This is a genomic window from Nonomuraea ferruginea (assembly GCF_039540635.1).
In the GTDB taxonomy this organism is placed as follows: domain Bacteria; phylum Actinomycetota; class Actinomycetes; order Streptosporangiales; family Streptosporangiaceae; genus Nonomuraea; species Nonomuraea ferruginea.
This window is the reverse complement of record NZ_BAABFD010000020.1, coordinates 1-15,317: the sequence shown is the minus strand read 5'-3', so window position 1 is coordinate 15,317 and position 15,317 is coordinate 1. Positions and strand designations below refer to the sequence as shown.

Genomic DNA, 15,317 nt, shown 5'->3' with positions numbered 1-15,317 from the left:
GGCGCGGACCTCTCACGGCCGCACGCCGCCGGGAAAGCCGGTCCAGCGCAGGTCGGGCGGAAGATGGCTCATGTCGTTGAACATCACGACCGTGGGCGGAAGCCCGCTCCGATACTCGATGACCGTCAGCGCGGTGTTGGCGCTGTTGAGCCCGAGCCACCGCGACGGCGGCGCGTCCAGCGCGTGCCGCACCAGCCAGGCGATCTGGTAAGCGTGCGTCACCAGGACCTCGTGGGTGTCGGGCTGAGCCTTCTCGGGCGCCTGCGCGAACCGGGCGACCAGCGCCTCGGCCAGCCGGTGGCCCGAGGCCGCCTCGGTCTCGTCGTAGCCGTCGAAGAAGCCGGCCCAGGACGGCGGTGTCTCGGCCGGGGAGGGCACGTAGGGCACGTGGTCGACGAGTTCGGCGGCCTCGGCCACGGGCACGTCCGGCAGATGCCGGGAGAGTTCGTGCGCGCTCGCCGCGGCGCGTGACAGCGGAGAGTGCCACACGGCGCCGACCGGGAGGCCGGCGAGCCGTTCGCCCAGCAGCTCCACCTGCCGGCGGCCGACGCCGGTGAGTTCCCCGAACGCGTCGGCCGCGCCGTGGCGTGCCAGATAAAGGTGTCGTGTCGGCATGTTCAGGCGCGGGCGCGCGGCCCGCTTCCCCTTTCTCTGTGGTGGAAGGTCCGGTCACGCGTCCGTCGCCGTGACGGTGCCGCCGGTGCCGTCGACGGTGATGACGGCGCCGTCGCGCAGGCTGCCCGTCGCGTCCCGGACGCCGAGGACGGCGGGGATGGCGTGCTCGCGGGCGACGATCGCCGCGTGCGAGAGCACGCCGCCGGTCTCGGTGACGACACCGGCGGCGATGCGCAGCAGCGGCGTCCAGGCGGGGTCGGTGAAGGGGCAGACGAGGATGTCGCCCGGCCGCACCCGCGCGAAGTCGCCGGGGCCGCGGACGACCCTCGCGGTGCCGGTCACGGTCCCGTGGCTGCCCGGGGTCCCGGTGAGCGCGCCGGCCGGGGCGCCGGAAGACGCCGGTGGCGGGGGCGTCGCGGTGACCGGCCGCGCCTGCAGAACCCAGACGCGGCCGCCGGCGATCGCCCACTCGACGTCCTGCGGCCCGCCGAGTACGGCGGCGATCTCCTTGCCGAGCTCGGCCAGCCGGGTGGCGGTCGCGTCGTCGATCGCCGGTCGATCCCGCGTACGGGCGGGCACGTCGCGGGTGACGAGCCGCGCGCCGCGCCGGTCGAGGCGCGTGCGTTTGTCCGCGACGGTGCGGGTGACCGGCCCGTCCGCGGCGACGCGGTAGGAGTCGGGGGTGACCGTGCCCCCGACGACGCTCGGGCCGAGGCCGAAGGCCGCCTCGATCTCGGTCGCGCCGTCCGGGTCGGCGGGGGTGAACATGACCCCGGCCACCTCGGCGTCCAGATGACGTTGCACGATGACGGCCATGGCCAGATCACCGGGCGGCTCGGCGGCGGACCGGTAGCCGATGGCGCGGGCCGAGAACAGCGAGGCCCAGCAGGCACGTACGGCATCGCCGACGTCGCCGGCCCCGCGCACGGCGAGAAAGCTCTCGTGCTGACCGGCCGCCGACGCCTGCCCGGTGTCCTCGCCCGCCGCCGACGACCGCACCGCCACGGGCGGATCGCCCAGCTCGCCGAGCCCGCGTCCCAGCGCGTCGATCACGCTCGCGTGGACGGGACGCGCCTCGATCGCCCGCCGGGCCGCGTCGCCGTCCAGGCGGCCCAGGCCCAGGTCGCGGACGGCGGCGCGGTAGACGGCGAACGGGACGACGAAGCCGTCGGGAACCGGCCGGCCCGCGCGGAGCAACGCGCCGAGCGCGCCGGCCTTGCCCCCGCAGGTCTCGGCGACGGCCTCCTTGAGGGGTACGATCATCCGCGCCCTTTCAACGAAAAGTTGACAACATTTCGTTGAGTGTGGAGCATGAGGCGCATGTCACGCAACCACGACCCCGGTAGCGGCGCGCACGACGACCACGCCCAGGCGCGCCGCGAGCAGGACGCGCGGGAGCATCTCCTGAGCCTGGGGGCGGACGCGATCGGCGCCCGCCCGTGGCGGCCCGCACCCGTCCCTCCGTCGGCGGTCGACCTCGCGCAGTTCGCCCTCTGGCGCTCCGCCGACCTGGGGCCGGAGGGCATCCTGAGCGCGCTCGCCCTCCTGCCCGCCGCCCGCGCCGAGGTCGAAGGACTCGAATCGGGCCTGTTGTTCACGGCCCGCGCCGCGGGGCTGACCTGGGCGCAGATGGCGCACGCGATGGGGTTCAACTCCCCGCAGGCGTGCCAGCAGCGATACATCCGCCTGACGACCCGACAGGACTCCGACTCATGACACCCGACTCCTCGCCGGACCTCCTGGTCCTGCACGCCGTGCGCATCACCGGGTTCGCCGACACGCCGGTGCTCGCCCGGCGGTACGGGCTGGACCCGGCCGAGACGAAAGAGGCGCTGCTCGACGCCGAGGCACGCGGCTGGGTCGCGCACACCTCCTTCGCCGGCGACGGAGGCTGGTCGCTGACCGAGCGGGGCCGCGCCGAGAACGAGCGCCTGCTCGCGGCCGAGCTCGCCCGCGTCGGCGGCGCCGAGGAGGTCCAGGCCGTCTACCGCGCGTTCCTCCCGCTGAACGGCCGCCTCCGCAAAGCCTGCACCGACTGGCAGCTCCGGCCCGCCGCCGGCGACCGGCTCGCGACCAACGACCACTCCGACCCCGCCTGGGACGCCGCGGTGCTGCGCGAGCTCGCCGCCGTCGGCCACGCGCTCACGCCGCTCGCCGACCGGCTCGGGAACGTGCTGACGCGCCTGCGCGGATACGACACCCGCTTCACCGCCGCGCTCACCCGCGCCCGGGCCGGGGACGGAGCCTGGGTCGACCGCACCGACGTCGACTCCTGCCATCGTGTCTGGTTCGAGCTCCACGAAGATCTCATCGCCACACTCGGCCTCGACCGGAACGCGCACCCCTGACCCAGTCCGTACGCGCGATGGAATGAGTGATGCTCGCCGACCGGCCCGCCGACGCGGGCGACCCGCTCATCGCCCGCCATCCGGAGCCTGATCCGGCCCGTGCCGGGATGCGCGAGCGCAGCACCCTCGCGGCCGGGCCGGTCCCCGGACCGGCCGCTGATCACCTTCACCGGCTGAGGCCGCGAAGGTCGTGGACGGCCTGGCCACCGTGATCGCCCCCCGGGATGGCGTCCTCAAGACGGATGGAAAACATGACATAGGACGTCGGGTTTCAGACCAATCATGGGTTCACCGGTCGGCACCGACGGGGGCCGGGCACCACGGACAGACAAGGACCGCAATGCGCGAAACACCAGAAGATCTCAAGGAGCTTCAGGCCCTCCTGGACGCCTCGCTCTCCCGCTCCACCCCGCACCTGCGCTCGATCGTCACCACCGAGCGCACCCTGACGGCGGAGCAGCTCACCCAGGTCCTCACCGGCATGTGCACCCTCGCGCTCTCGACCGTGACGGCGAAGGGCGAGCCGCGGATCAGCGGCGTGGACGGACACTTCCTGCACGGAAAGTGGCACTTCGGCACGGCGCCCGGCGCCGCCAAGGCGCGCCACCTCGCCGCCCGTCCCGCCGTCAGCGCCGCGCACATGCGCGGGGAGGATCTGGGCGTGTTCACCCACGGCACGGTGGAGATCCTCAACCCCCGGCACGGCGAACGGGACGCGGGCTGGCCGGACCTGCTCGCCTACCTCAAGAGCTTCTACGGCGACGATTTCTTCGACTGGGACAACGACGTGGTCTACTACCGGCTGCGTCCGCACTGGATGACCGTCTACGCCCCCGACGTCGACAAGCTCACCGCGGCGTCCCGGTCCTGATACGCGGCACGGGCGGCATCGAGACCGGCCAGGTGCTGAGAGACCTGGTGAAGCGGCCGCCCAGTGCCCTGGTGACGAGCGCCGCCGTGCAGTGGCGTGATCGGTTTGTTCGGCATGGGTGGGGTGCGTGCCCGCCCATGCTCTGCTGTGTCGCGAGAGGATGGACGAAGGTTGACTGCGTTCGTACGGGACGTCGTGAGTGTGGACGGCGAGACCATCAAGGTGGTGGGGGCTCGTACCAACAATCTGCGGGACGTGTCGGTGAGCATACCCAAGGGGCGGCTCATCGCCTTCACCGGAGTGAGCGGCAGCGGCAAGACCTCGCTGGCCATCGACACCCTGCACAACGAGGCCCAGCTGCGGTATCTGGAGGGACTTTCGCCGTTCGTGCGGCAGTACATCACCCAGCGCAATCGGCCGAAGGTCGACCGCATCCTGGGACTCGGCGCGACGCTCGCGGTCGACCAGCGCCGTCTGAACCGCAACCCCCGGTCCACGGTCGCCACGATCACCGGCATCGACGGGCATCTGGGACTGCTGTACTCGCGCCTTCCCGCGATCGACGCCGACCCGGCGGAACACGGGAACGGGCCTCTGACGACCGCTCATTTCGACCGCAATACGCCTGAAGGGAGCTGTTCGGACTGCCACGGGGTGGGCGGGCGCTGGCAGGCGCAGGAGGACCTGGTCATCACCCATCCGGAGCTTCCGCTCTTCGAGGGGGCCTCCCCTTGGTACGCGAAGTGGCGGTCGGGGGAGCACGCGTTCGTGCCCGCCCTCGCCGAGAAGCGGGGAGTGGACCTCGGCCGGCCATGGCAGTCGCTGCCTGAGGAGTTCCGTCGCTGTGTGCTGTACGGCACGGGAGAGGAGAAGATCGAGGCCACCGTCGACATGACGAACAAGAACGAGACGGCCCAGGTGACCTACACCTCCAGCCAGCCGCTGCGGGGCGCGCTCGCCGAGGTGGAGCGGGTGTTCGTGAACGCCCAGACCTCCAGCGCCAAGGAGCGCTACCTGCCGTACATGCGCAAGCAGCCGTGCGGCACCTGCGGGGGCAGCGGGTACGACCAGGTGGCACGGTCCGTGCGGCTCGGCGGGTTCACCTATCCCGACCTGATCGAGGTAGAAGTCCGGGAGGTGCGCAGTTGGGCGAAGCGCGTGGCGGACGACCTGGACGCCCGGCAGCGCGAGGTGGGTGAGCCGCTGCTGCAGGACCTGGGCCGCAGGCTCGGGGTCCTCGACCGGCTCGGCCTGGCCCATCTCCAGCTGTCGCGGAGTGCGGCGACGCTGTCCGGGGGTGAGTTGCAGCGAACCCGGCTCGCCGCTCAGCTCAGTACCGAGCTGAGCGGCCTCGTCTTCGTCCTGGACGAGCCCGGGACCGGGCTACATCCGGCGGACAAGGCGCACCTGCTCGACATCGCCCTGGAACTGCGCAAGGCGGGCAACACGGTGCTCCTGGTCGAGCACGACCCCGAACTGATCGCCCGGACCGACTGGGTGATCGATATGGGGCCCGGTGCCGGCCGCCTCGGCGGTGAGATCCTGGTGTCGGGACCTCCCGCCGACGTGGCCGCCCACCCGGCGTCGCTGACCGGACGCTATCTGGCCGGTGAGGGGCCGCGGCTGCGTCGGACCCGCCGTCCGATCGGTGACGGAACCCGCTGGGTGGAGCTGCACGGCCTGCGCGCCCACAACCTGACCGCCGACCTGGTGCGTTTCCCCGCCGGTCGGCTCACCTGCCTGACCGGGGTGAGCGGCAGCGGCAAGAGCAGCCTGCTCGGGGCGCTCGCGGGGAGTGTGGAGGCCGCCCTGAACGGGACGATGACCGACACGGTGCAGCAGGTGATCGGCCTGGAAGGGTTCGACTGGGTCGCCGTCGTCGATCAGGAACCACTCGGGCGGACGCCGCGCTCCAACCCGGCCACCTACAGCAAGGCGTTCGACCTGGTCCGCAAGCTGTTCGCCGAGACCGACGTGGCGCGCGGACGCGGCGTCAATGCCTCCTGGTTCAGCTTCAACACCGCGGGCGGCGGCCGTTGCGAAACCTGCACCGGTTATGGCCGCAAGCTGGTCGACATGCACTTCCTGCCGGATGTGTGGGTGGTCTGCGACGCGTGCGAGGGCCGACGCTACAAGCCGGAGGCTCTGGAGATCAGGTATCAAGGGCTGGCCATCGATCAGGTGCTGGAGCTGACCGTCGCCGAGGCTGTGGAGCGGTTCTCCCGACCCCGGCAACTCGCGGAAACCCTGGGAGCCTTGAACCAGGTCGGACTCGGCTATCTCCAGCTCGGCCAGAGCGCCACAGAGCTGTCCGGCGGTGAGGCGCAGCGGCTGAGGCTGGCCTCCGCTATCCAGCGCGGCGCCGCAGGCCGCAAGGCGGGCCTCGTCGTCCTCGACGAACCCGTCTCGGGCCTGCACCCGTCCGACATCCAGCGGGTGGTGGACGCGCTCGACGTGCTGCTCGACTCGGGCAACACCGTCGTCGTGGCCGAACACGACATCCCCGTCGCCGCGTCCGCGGACTGGGTGATCGACCTGGGGCCGGGAGCCGGTCCGGATGGGGGCGCGGTGATCGCGGAGGGCACCCCGGACGCCGTCGCGTCCGCGGACACCCCGACCGCCGGTTTCTTCCGTCGGTACGCGGCGGGCCTGCCGCTCCTGGAAGTGCAAGAAGGCGCGCGCTGCTGAGGGGCGAGGTCCGGTGCGGCCGCTGGTGGTGGAGCGGCACCCCCAAGGGGGTTTCCCGTCCGGCGGCGTGCACCTGGACCTCACTCAGCTCCTTGATCCGCCGATGCACGTCCTGCCGCTGCCGGTAGCCGTAGGCGTCCCGTCCACGCGTGCCCATACGCCCGTATCCAGCCGCTCGCCGTACCTCTTGACCCGCGACCTCAGCTGCTCGGCCAGATAGTCCACCACCGGCCACGGCACCGCTGGCGGAAGCCCTTTGTACCGGACCGTCCAGATCTGGACGGCCACGCCCAGGCGATGGGAGTCCTGGCGCGATTCGGCGATCACGCCGAGCCGAGATGAATGCGCATCGAAACCAGGCGTCACGTTCCCCTCAAGATCATTCTCAGGGCCAACCCCGACCATGGCAGGCGTCACCCCGCCGAAATGGGCTAGCCGTTGCGGGGTGACGCGCTCGGGCTCATGGCAGTGGCCCGGCGCCGGACGGCGAAGACACCCTCAGCCGAGCCGCAGCTCCGCCGCGACCGCCCGTTCCCGCAGCTGCGCGGCCTCGGCGCGGGCCGCCTCCAGCTCGGCACGCAAGTCCTCCAGCCTCGACCGCTCCACCCGCAGCTCCAGCAGCGCCTGGTCACGCTGCCGCACCGCGGCGGCGGCCTCCTTCTCGACCCGCTCCCGCTCCCGCCGCACACTCTTCTCGACCTTGGCCGTCTCCGTCTCCGCGGCCTTGCGCGCCCGCGCCACCTCGACGTCCGCCGTCGCGCGCGCCTGTTCGGCCGCCTGCCTGGCCACGGCGGCCTCGTTCAGGGCGATGGCCCGCTCCCGCTCGGCCGCCGCCGCCGAGCGCTCGGCGCTCTCGGCACGCGCGACGGCCCGGTCACGCTCCTGCCCCGCCGCCTCCGCCCGGGCCAGCGCCCCCGCGACGTCCCGTTCGGCCTGCTCACGGGCGCGCACGGCCGCCGCCGTCTCCTCACGGGCGCGATCACGCTCCGCCACCGCCCGCTCGACATCCTGACCGGCCCGTACGGTCTGCGCCCGCGCCTCCTCAGCCCTGACCTCGGCCGCCTCCACCCGCTCGGCCAGCTCCTGAACGGCCTGGTCGCGGGCCCGCTCGGTCATCTCGACCCGGCGGAGCGCCTCCTCGGCCCGCTGATCGGCCGCCTCCGCGCGCCGGCCCGCCTCCTCGGCCGCCTGGAGCGCCTGGCGTTCGGTGCTCGCCGCTTCCCGCAACGCGGCCAGCGCCTGCTCGCGCGCCCGCTCGGCGTCGGCGAGCGCGGTGTCGCGCTCGGCCTCGGCTTCCTCCGTGCGCGCCCGCATCTCCTGGGCCTGCCGCCGCGCGTGCTCGGCCGCCTCACGGGCCAGCCGCACCTGCTCGAACGCCTGCTCCCTCTCGGTACGCGCGATGGCCACCCGGGTGTGCGCCTCGGCCTGAACGGCACTGATCCGCGCCTCGACCCCCGCCGGGCTCAGCTCGTCGGCCAGCGCCCTGGCCAGCGGCTCGATGGCCGCCGACAGACCGGTCTCCATACGCTCGTACAACTGCTCGGCCCTGGCCAGCGCCCCTTCCAGCCCGGGCGTGGCCCGCCGCAACTCCCGCTCCCGTTTCGCGGCGGCCTGGCAGTCACCGTCGGGACAGTATTCCTTCGGCCTCCCTCTCCCTCGCCTCTGCTCGATCGGCGCACCGCAGTGCTTGCACGGCGTCACCACCATGTCGGTTTCCGTCACGCCAGGATCCTAGCATTATTTATTTTCTGGAAAACAGTATCCGGAAAATCAGTTCTGTTGCGTACGAGACGAGCACAGGTTACTTGCGAGAAGGCAACATTCCCGCAAGTAACTATCCGAGACGACTCCCTTCATGTCCCGGAACTCATGTGCCGCGCAGGCTGAATGTCAGCGGAAACGCTGAGCTGTGACAACCGACGACGCAGACCTATGGCATTGAGAACCCCTTCGTATAGCCAGCATCCTGCGGTTTCAAGGTGCCACACACCGTCGAGCCCAGGCGGGAGTTCCACAGGTGCGCCAGGGAGGCACCGATTCCGCTCTGGCGCTGGTGCTGGCGGAGACGCTGGTATCCCAGATCACCCTCGTGCTCGAACAGGCGGTTCAGCTGCCGGGTGGCCTCGGCGGCCGCCGCGGCTGAATCGGGGAGCACGGTGAAGATGACCAAGGCCTTCATCGCGCTCAGGACCACCTTGGCCTTGGCCAGTTCGTCTTCCTTGAGCAGGAGGGTGTCCCACAACTCGATGATCTCGTCGTATCGCCGGGCGGGGGAGCCGATGAGCGCGTCCAGTTCGTCGCTGTCGAGGTTGGTGCACCTCTTGCCTGCGGTGCTCACGGGCACATCCTCCTGGTGATCGGGGCTGATACGGGGCGTGCTGGTCAGCGGCCCGGTGGTGGCTGCTGGGCGGTGGAAATGCGAGTGGCGTACACCCGGTAGGCCTTGCGTTCGGCCGGCCCGGCGCCCTCGGCGGCGAAGGCTGTGCTCTGTTGCAGCGCGGCGTGGTGGAGTTCGAGCGGCACGGTGAGGCGGATGGAGTAGCCCTTGCCGCGGCGGATGATCCGCCCCCAGATGAGCATCTTGCGGATGGTGTCGTCGCCGACGGCCCGCAGGGGTCGGCGAGCAGGCCAGGCACGTCGAGCGTCACGGGCGTGTCCGCGGCAGGGCCCGACGGCTCCTCGGGAACGGACAGCGCGTCGAACTGGTCGGGGAGTCGGCGGGCGTGAGCGGCGTCCAGGCCGCGGCGGATGGTCTTGGGCGCGACGTGATGCTCGCGGGCCAGGGCCTTGACGGCGGCGCCTTGAGAGTAGGCGGTGACGACTTCGGCGGCCTTGTCCGCAGGGAGCGCGGTCGGGCGGCCGAAAGTCTTGCCGGAGGCCTCGGCGGCGGCGACGCCCTGGCGGGTGTTCTCGCTGATCATGTCCCGCTGGAACTCCAGCACCGAGGCCAGCACGTTGACCATCATCTTGGTGCCGGGATCATCGGCGGCCAGATCGATCCCCGACAGCAGCCCGGACTCCACCCGCAGGTGCAGGCCGCGGCGGAGGAGGACGGGCCGCAGGGCCAGGATGTCGGCGACCGAGCGAAACAGGCGGGCGGCGTCGGCGATGCGGATGGTGTCGCCGACTGCGGCCTCGTGCAGCAGCTTGGTGAACCCCGCCCGGTCCAGGGAGAGCTGGCGGCTGGAGGTGGCCGGGTCCTCGTAGACGGGGGCGCCGGAGGCGATCAGCGCGGCCAGGGCGTGCCGCCGGCGGGCGTCGGTCTGCTTGTCGGTGGAGTGTCGCAGGTAGACGCGGTCGGCCTGTCCGATCAGGTTCCTTCCCCGCAGGGTGGCCCGGGAGGTGTCCGGCGGGCTCTGAGGCCACTTTGGGGGGCGAAAAGGAGGGGCGGAAGTGGGGATCGGATCTGATTGGATCGGCGTCCGGTTTCGGCAGGTCGGGGCGCTGGGTCCTGATTGGATCAAGCTAGGGGGCGTAGTCGGTCGATTGCGCCCCCGCTCGCCATCGGCTTGGCACGGCGGGGATCACGCTCTCGTCGTGCCGCCCCTGGGAGATCGTTTCTCGAAGCACACCTGGACCTCGATGATGACAGGCGTCGCCGTGGCTATCTGGGGTTGTTCGCATCTTTTCGCAGGGCCGGGAGATGTGATCTTGCCAGGCACGTAAAGGCACGTTGGCTGGCATGCTGGCATGCTGGGGTGAACGCGTGTTCAGGTCGTGGTGATGTTAGTTCGATGCCTGTCCGCGGGGCCCGGTCAGCGCAGCGGCTCGCCGTAGCTATAGGTGCCCGAGCTGCAGGCCGTGAGCAAGTCGGCGCGCTTCAACGCGGCTGGCTGGTGGGGTGTGCCGGCTGGGTGGCTGCCAGGCTGGTCAGGAGCTTGAGCCGCTCTTCGGAGGTGCTGCCCGGTTCCGTGGTGTAGATGGTGAGGTCGTACACTGTCCGGCTGGAGATGGGCAGGTCAAGGGACTGGTAGGTCAGCTCCAGGTCGCCGACCTGCGGGTGCCACAGCCGCTTGCCGCCAGCGTGGCGGATGCGCACGTCGTGGGCGGCCCACTGGCCGCGAAACGCGGTGCTGAGCGTGGACAGCTCGCCGACGAGGTCGCGTAGCGCCCGGTCGTGGGGCTCGCGTCCGGCCTCGGCGCGCAGCAGCGCGGCGCTGATGGCGGTGGCCGTGTCCCAGTCGGCGAAGAACCGCTGGGAGCCCGGGTCGAGGAAGATGTAGCGGGCGAGGTTGGCGCGGCCGTGCCGGGTGGTGGCAGGGCTGTCGAAGACCGGCGCGAGCAGGGCCCGAGCCAGCGCATTGTGGGCGACGATGTCCTGGCGGCCGTTGCGTACGAACGCCGCCGACATCGTCATGGAGTCCAGCAGCCACTGGACGCGCGGCGGGACCTGGACGTCCTTGCGGCGCGAAGGTGCGCGGCGGGCGGGCCGGGCGGCCTGGGCCAGGTCGAACAAGTAGGTGCGTTCGTCCTGGTCCAGGCGAAGGGCCTGGGCGACCGCGTCGAGTACCTCTTGCGATACGCCGCTGATGTGGCCCTTCTCCAGCCGGGTGTACCATTCGGTGCTCACACCGGCCAGCAGCGCGACCTCCTCGCGGCGCAGCCCGGGGACTCGGCGCCGACCGCCGGTGGGCAGCCCGACCTGCTCCGGAGTGAGCTTCGCGCGCCGGATGGCGAGGAAATCCCGGATCTGGTCGCGGTTGTCGGGCCGGTCGTCCATGCTCCCACGGTAACCGGAGGGTTCGCGCAGGCGCCGACGGTAAGGGGGTTGAGCTTATCCCCCCTATAAATGCGCTCTGTCTCGCGCCCGGCCAGGCGGGTTTCCTGGGATCAGCGAATCGAACGCGACCTGCGACACGGAGATGGACCCTGTCCGACCAGCTTTTGTAGTGGTGATCGGGCCGCCCATCGCCGTCGACGCCCTCCTGTGATGCACCACCAGGACCTCCAGCACCCGGGAGTATGACCATGACCGGCGAGACCGTACTGATCACGGCGCGACCAGCGGCATCGGCGCCCACACCGCACGATTGCTCCTCGACCGCGGCCACCGCGTGGCCGTCACCGGCCGCGACGAGACCAAACTCAAGTCCTTCCTCGACGAGACCGGCCACCCCGACCGGCTGCTCGGCATCATCGCCGCCGCCGCCGACTGGCCGGCCACCCAAGCCGCCGTGAGCCGCACCGTGGCACACTTCGGCGCCCTGCACCCGCGGTGGCCAACTTCGGCTTCATCCCCGCCGACCACCCACGCACCGTCGCCGACGGCGACCCGGAACCGTGGGCGCCCATGGTCCTCACCAACGTCCTCGGCCCCGCCCTGCTGGCCAACGCCGCCCTGCCTCACCTCGAGACCACGGGCGGGCGGCTGGTGCTCATCGGCAGCGTCGCCGGCCTGAAGAACAGCCCCGCCAACCTCTACTCCGCCACCAAATGGGCCGTCACCGGCATGGCCGAGAACCTGCGGATGTACGCCACCAGCCGCGGCGTCGGCGTCACGCTCGTCAACCCCGGCGTGACCGACACCGCCTTCTGGCAAGGCGGAGTCCCGCCCTTCGCCCTGTCCCCGAGCCCATCGCCAAGGCCATCTGCTTCGCCCTCGGCCAGCCGGCCGACGTCGACCTCAACACCCTGACCATCCGGCCGGTCGGCCAGCCCGTCTGAGGCAGATCTGACACCCTGTGGCATCGCAGCCGGTCGTGAGCCGTGGTGTTCGTATCGGAAGCGAGACAGCCACCCCGGCAGGTGGCCAGAGATCTCCTGGTCAAGTCTGCGGATAGTCCGGCTCCATTTCCACCGCATGAATCTCACCTGCAAAGGAGAAGTCCATGAAACGCATCGCCAAGCGCGCGGCCCTGGCCACTCTGGCGTCCGTCGCGATGACGGCCTCACTTGCCGTCGTCCTCCCGACGGCGGCGTACGCGATCGATGAGGTCCCGTGCGGCGACCGGACCGACCTCGTGCGCGCCACAATCCACGCAACCAGCAGCTCGTCAGTCGACTACTGTTACGCCAACGCCGGAGAGGACATGTACGCCCTGAACATCTGGTGGGTCACCCGGATCTCGACCGGTAACAACCGCGTCCAGTGGTACGGAGACGGGAGGTGGCAGCCGGCTCAGCCGATCCCGAAGTGGACCGTGTTCACCTGGCCGAACCATCCCGGTGGGGTCCGCATCCAGGGGATCAGGATCCTCTGAACTGCCGGCGATATCGGGGCGGCGATCCTGCCCGATCGCCGCTCCGGCCGGCAAGGCCCCGGGGCACAGCCCCGGGAAAGCCGGGCTCCCACATTGAGGTCGCGAGTTCGCGTCACCGCCACTGACATCAACTGGCTCTGGCTCACTCACGATGATCAGCTACTCAGGGTGAGCTCGGCGAGAGGATCCCGGTGCTGTTTCTCGTTATCGCGATCTTGTAACGGACCCCACACGGAGATGGCCGCTCGTCAACGATCTGGTTTGTCGAGAACCTGATCACCAACGAGCGGCCGTGGGGATCATTGTGCTGCATGCTTCGGCAGGCGAGAACGCCTGCTGCCTTCGTTTGTTCTGCCCCGCGCTGCGGGAGATGGATGTCCTCTGTTGAGGACCTCGGTGACACCATGCTGATCGCGGCGCGCACCGTGGCGAGTGAAGCCCCATGCCCGAAGTGTGGGCTGCCCTCGGCCCGGGTGCACAGCCGGTATCGCCGGACCGTATGGGATCTGGCGACGGGAGGGCGGCCGGTCAAGGTCGAGATGGAGGTGCGCCGCTTCTTCTGCGGCGAACCCTCTTGCGACCGAGAGATCTTCGCCGAGCAGGTCGGCGGGCTGACCCAGCGGCATGCCCGTCGCAGCACCGCCCTACGCACTCTTCTCACCTCGATCGCGATAGCACTTGCCGGGCGAGCCGGTGCCCGCATGGCCTACCTGGTCGGCGTGCCGGCCAGCCCATCCACACTGCTACGGACACTGCGGGCGTTGCCCGATCCCGAGATAGGGAAGGTCACAGTGCTGGGCGTCGACGACTTCGCGAAGAAGCGCGGACACTCCTACGGCACCGCCCTGGTGGACATGGACACCCACCGTCCTATCGATCTGCTGGACGGCCGGACTGCCGATGACCTGGCCACGTGGCTGAAGGACCATCCCGGGGTGCAGGTGATCTGCCGAGACAGGGCCGGCTCCTACGCCGATGGCGCCTGTGCGCCGCTCGGTGTACTGGCTGATCTGCGAGACATCCTCGATCCCGAGTTGCTCGCCGAGGTACACCAGCACCTCATCGGGCACATCCAGCGGGTCGGTCAGAAACGCCCGACGTAGCGGGCTGTCGTCAGCTGGAGGGCGAAGCCGAGGCGGGCGTGTGTCCCACGCCGCTCGGCGATCAGCGCCCGATCCGCGTCGTCCAGGTAGAAGAACCGCTCCAACTCCGCTTGCGACGGAGCACCGAGAAACGGCCGTACGCGGCCGCCTCACCATCACTCAAGAACTCAACCGGCATAGACGCCGAAGGTTGGGCAGTCCTGGCAAGCAGGACGAGCGGAGGATCAAATAGTTAGCTGTAGCCACCCGCTAACGGGACTTTTCGTTCGGATGCTCGTCATGCCCGTCACCTCCTAGTACTCCAGCCGCATTTAGTGATCGATGAGTCGTCGCTGCCGTTGGTAATGGCAGCGGCGGGCGCGGGTCTGATGCCGACGTCGCCACCGTGAGCAGCGGATCCGGTGGCTGGCGGGGTGCCGGGGCTGGGCGAGGTGGGCGTGCAGACGCCGGATCTCGTTGACGGTGAGCGGGATCAGCTCGCCGGAATCGTCACCGTTCGTACTGTCAGGTCGTGATCGTCCCGGTCGGCAGGGCCCCTATGTGGCCAGGCCCGAAAAAGTCTCTCCCTGTGCTGATGGCCTGTTGCGCCGGGCGGGCCAGCGGCGAGGAAGGCCAGGTGAGCGTGGGCGACCACGGCCAACGTGACGTGCCGATACCAGACCAGGTGCTTGCGGACCTGATAGTGGTCCAGTCCGACCTCGTTTCTTGGTGGCCTGGAAACACTCCTCCACGCTCCACCGCGATCCGGCCACCCGTACCATCTCCGGCCCGTGCACGCCGAGCTGGTGCGCGAGGTGCACACCGAGACCACCGTCCGCACCCCCACGCGCGTGGAGACCCGGCTGGAGCGGCAGCCGCCGAGCACCGCCCGCGACTGGGTCGAGCACCTGGCTGTGCTCCGGGCAGCTGCGCGCCAGCGGGGAGCTGGCTGCCCGGCACTGGGATCACCGCAAGCTGTGCCACGCCTTGATGGAAGCTCTCGTGGCGCTGGGAGAGGCGCATCCGGGCGGACTGGACGAGCTGGCGGCGCGGCGCTGAAACCCCCTTACGCTTTCGTCCCGGATGTAGCAGGCAAGAGCGGAAATGGACCAAGGTATCTCCCCGCCGGATACGACCTCCGACCAAGATCGGATGCCGCCTTTTGTCCTGTCCGGGGGAGCCCTGCGACGTCCGGCTTACCTTGCGATCGATCTTGCGACGTCCGGAGTAACTCTGCATCCGACGTGCTGGGCGTTCGGACCTACGTTGGGCTATCCGCGCAGTTCGCGGCACAGCCGCTCTGAGAGTGCGTTCCGCGAGCATATGCCTGTGATGTCGCTATGTGATCGTATGGATTTGTAGCGTTACCGCCGGTCGGTGGGGTCTGGGCCGCGTCCAAGATCGTGGTGTATGAGAATGAGGCCACTCTGCGATCTGGTGCTATTTAAGCAGCAATACCATTCATTGTCACACTTGCATCATCTATGTCTTCTTCATCCTTTTTCTCGGTGGC

The 15,317-nt window shown here is 70.1% G+C and carries 16 protein-coding genes and 3 pseudogenes; 9 read left to right on the top strand and 10 right to left on the bottom strand.

Annotated features, from left to right (window positions below; genetic code table 11):
* Positions 1-12: 12 nt before the first annotated feature.
* The gene (locus tag ABD999_RS32660) at positions 13-615 is read right to left on the bottom strand and encodes a histidine phosphatase family protein (protein WP_271276508.1); all 603 of its coding nucleotides are present in this window, start codon (positions 613-615) and stop codon (positions 13-15) included.
* Positions 616-669: 54 nt separating this feature from the next.
* Positions 670-1,878: a PEP/pyruvate-binding domain-containing protein gene (locus ABD999_RS32655; RefSeq protein ID WP_271276507.1), complete on the bottom strand. Its 1,209-nt coding sequence runs from the start codon at positions 1,876-1,878 to the stop codon at positions 670-672.
* 57 nt (positions 1,879-1,935) lie between these two features.
* Here ABD999_RS32655 and ABD999_RS32650 point away from each other — a divergent pair, with 57 nt between their 5' ends.
* From ABD999_RS32650 to ABD999_RS32630, 5 genes are all read left to right on the top strand, one after another.
* Complete coding sequence (locus tag ABD999_RS32650) at positions 1,936-2,331, top strand: DNA-binding protein (RefSeq protein WP_271276506.1); 396 nt, start codon at positions 1,936-1,938, stop codon at positions 2,329-2,331.
* The gene (locus ABD999_RS32645; protein ID WP_219552524.1) at positions 2,328-2,963 is read left to right on the top strand and encodes a transcriptional regulator; all 636 of its coding nucleotides are present in this window, start codon (positions 2,328-2,330) and stop codon (positions 2,961-2,963) included. The genes ABD999_RS32650 and ABD999_RS32645 overlap by 4 nt, the downstream gene beginning before the upstream one ends.
* A 29-nt stretch (positions 2,964-2,992) precedes the next feature.
* Positions 2,993-3,175, top strand: a complete 183-nt coding sequence (locus ABD999_RS32640; protein WP_271276505.1) for a hypothetical protein — start codon at positions 2,993-2,995, stop codon at positions 3,173-3,175.
* A 128-nt stretch (positions 3,176-3,303) separates the two neighbouring features.
* A complete protein-coding gene (locus ABD999_RS32635; protein WP_271276504.1) occupies positions 3,304-3,834 on the top strand; it encodes a pyridoxamine 5'-phosphate oxidase family protein in 531 nt (176 codons plus the stop codon).
* Between the two features lie 171 nt (positions 3,835-4,005).
* Positions 4,006-6,522: an excinuclease ABC subunit UvrA gene (locus ABD999_RS32630; RefSeq protein ID WP_271276503.1), complete on the top strand. Its 2,517-nt coding sequence runs from the start codon at positions 4,006-4,008 to the stop codon at positions 6,520-6,522.
* Between the two features lie 84 nt (positions 6,523-6,606).
* On the opposite strand, the gene ABD999_RS32625 is transcribed toward ABD999_RS32630, so the two are convergent.
* The 6 genes and pseudogenes from ABD999_RS32625 to ABD999_RS32600 form a co-directional block, all read right to left on the bottom strand.
* Positions 6,607-6,927, bottom strand: coding sequence for a DUF4158 domain-containing protein (locus tag ABD999_RS32625; protein ID WP_271276502.1), 321 nt, complete (start codon positions 6,925-6,927; stop codon positions 6,607-6,609).
* 93 nt (positions 6,928-7,020) lie between these two features.
* Positions 7,021-8,244 carry a coiled-coil domain-containing protein gene (locus ABD999_RS32620; protein ID WP_271276501.1) on the bottom strand — a complete coding sequence of 408 codons (1,224 nt, stop codon included), beginning with the start codon at positions 8,242-8,244 and terminating at the stop codon, positions 7,021-7,023.
* A gap of 208 nt (positions 8,245-8,452) precedes the next feature.
* Positions 8,453-8,860 carry a hypothetical protein gene (locus ABD999_RS32615; protein WP_271276500.1) on the bottom strand — a complete coding sequence of 136 codons (408 nt, stop codon included), beginning with the start codon at positions 8,858-8,860 and terminating at the stop codon, positions 8,453-8,455.
* Between the two features lie 44 nt (positions 8,861-8,904).
* Positions 8,905-9,102, bottom strand: a complete 198-nt coding sequence (locus ABD999_RS32610) for a hypothetical protein (protein WP_271276499.1) — start codon at positions 9,100-9,102, stop codon at positions 8,905-8,907.
* 347 nt (positions 9,103-9,449) lie between these two features.
* Positions 9,450-9,986, bottom strand: a pseudogene (locus tag ABD999_RS44020) (recombinase family protein); the annotation flags it as partial.
* Positions 9,987-10,342: 356 nt separating this feature from the next.
* Positions 10,343-11,242, bottom strand: a complete 900-nt coding sequence (locus ABD999_RS32600) for a helix-turn-helix domain-containing protein (protein WP_271276497.1) — start codon at positions 11,240-11,242, stop codon at positions 10,343-10,345.
* Positions 11,243-11,576: 334 nt separating this feature from the next.
* Between ABD999_RS32600 and ABD999_RS32595 the strand changes: the two are divergent.
* From ABD999_RS32595 to ABD999_RS32580, 4 genes and pseudogenes are all read left to right on the top strand, one after another.
* Positions 11,577-11,669 (top strand): annotated as a pseudogene (locus tag ABD999_RS32595) (short-chain dehydrogenase); the annotation flags it as partial.
* A 68-nt stretch (positions 11,670-11,737) separates the two neighbouring features.
* The gene (locus tag ABD999_RS32590; RefSeq protein ID WP_271276496.1) at positions 11,738-12,157 is read left to right on the top strand and encodes an SDR family oxidoreductase; all 420 of its coding nucleotides are present in this window, start codon (positions 11,738-11,740) and stop codon (positions 12,155-12,157) included.
* Positions 12,158-12,350: 193 nt separating this feature from the next.
* On the top strand, positions 12,351-12,722 hold the full coding sequence (locus ABD999_RS32585; RefSeq protein ID WP_271276495.1) for a beta/gamma crystallin domain-containing protein: 372 nt from the start codon (positions 12,351-12,353) through the stop codon (positions 12,720-12,722).
* A gap of 374 nt (positions 12,723-13,096) precedes the next feature.
* Positions 13,097-13,825 carry an ISL3 family transposase gene (locus ABD999_RS32580; protein ID WP_271276494.1) on the top strand — a complete coding sequence of 243 codons (729 nt, stop codon included), beginning with the start codon at positions 13,097-13,099 and terminating at the stop codon, positions 13,823-13,825.
* Here ABD999_RS32580 and ABD999_RS32575 read toward each other — a convergent pair.
* Entirely contained in the window at positions 13,807-13,929 is a 123-nt protein-coding gene (locus ABD999_RS32575; protein ID WP_271276493.1) for a DUF4158 domain-containing protein, read from the bottom strand. The two genes, ABD999_RS32580 and ABD999_RS32575, sit on opposite strands and share 19 nt — an antisense overlap.
* Positions 13,930-14,297: 368 nt before the next feature.
* Positions 14,298-14,589, bottom strand: a pseudogene (locus ABD999_RS32570) (hypothetical protein); the annotation flags it as partial.
* Between the last annotated feature and the right edge of the window lie 728 nt (positions 14,590-15,317).

What these genes read in the sequence shown, in the direction of transcription:
- ABD999_RS32625 (WP_271276502.1), bottom strand. Translation starts at nt 6,927, where the DNA reads ATGGTCGGGGTTGGCCCTGAGAATGATCTTGAGGGGAACGTGACGCCT.
- ABD999_RS32635 (WP_271276504.1), top strand. Translation starts at nt 3,304, where the DNA reads ATGCGCGAAACACCAGAAGATCTCAAGGAGCTTCAGGCCCTCCTGGAC.
- ABD999_RS32585 (WP_271276495.1), top strand. Translation starts at nt 12,351, where the DNA reads ATGAAACGCATCGCCAAGCGCGCGGCCCTGGCCACTCTGGCGTCCGTC.
- ABD999_RS32660 (WP_271276508.1), bottom strand. Translation starts at nt 615, where the DNA reads ATGCCGACACGACACCTTTATCTGGCACGCCACGGCGCGGCCGACGCG.
- ABD999_RS32640 (WP_271276505.1), top strand. Translation starts at nt 2,993, where the DNA reads ATGCTCGCCGACCGGCCCGCCGACGCGGGCGACCCGCTCATCGCCCGC.
- ABD999_RS32580 (WP_271276494.1), top strand. Translation starts at nt 13,097, where the DNA reads ATGTCCTCTGTTGAGGACCTCGGTGACACCATGCTGATCGCGGCGCGC.
- ABD999_RS32650 (WP_271276506.1), top strand. Translation starts at nt 1,936, where the DNA reads ATGTCACGCAACCACGACCCCGGTAGCGGCGCGCACGACGACCACGCC.
- ABD999_RS32645 (WP_219552524.1), top strand. Translation starts at nt 2,328, where the DNA reads ATGACACCCGACTCCTCGCCGGACCTCCTGGTCCTGCACGCCGTGCGC.
- ABD999_RS32655 (WP_271276507.1), bottom strand. Translation starts at nt 1,878, where the DNA reads ATGATCGTACCCCTCAAGGAGGCCGTCGCCGAGACCTGCGGGGGCAAG.
- ABD999_RS32600 (WP_271276497.1), bottom strand. Translation starts at nt 11,242, where the DNA reads ATGGACGACCGGCCCGACAACCGCGACCAGATCCGGGATTTCCTCGCC.
- ABD999_RS32610 (WP_271276499.1), bottom strand. Translation starts at nt 9,102, where the DNA reads ATGCTCATCTGGGGGCGGATCATCCGCCGCGGCAAGGGCTACTCCATC.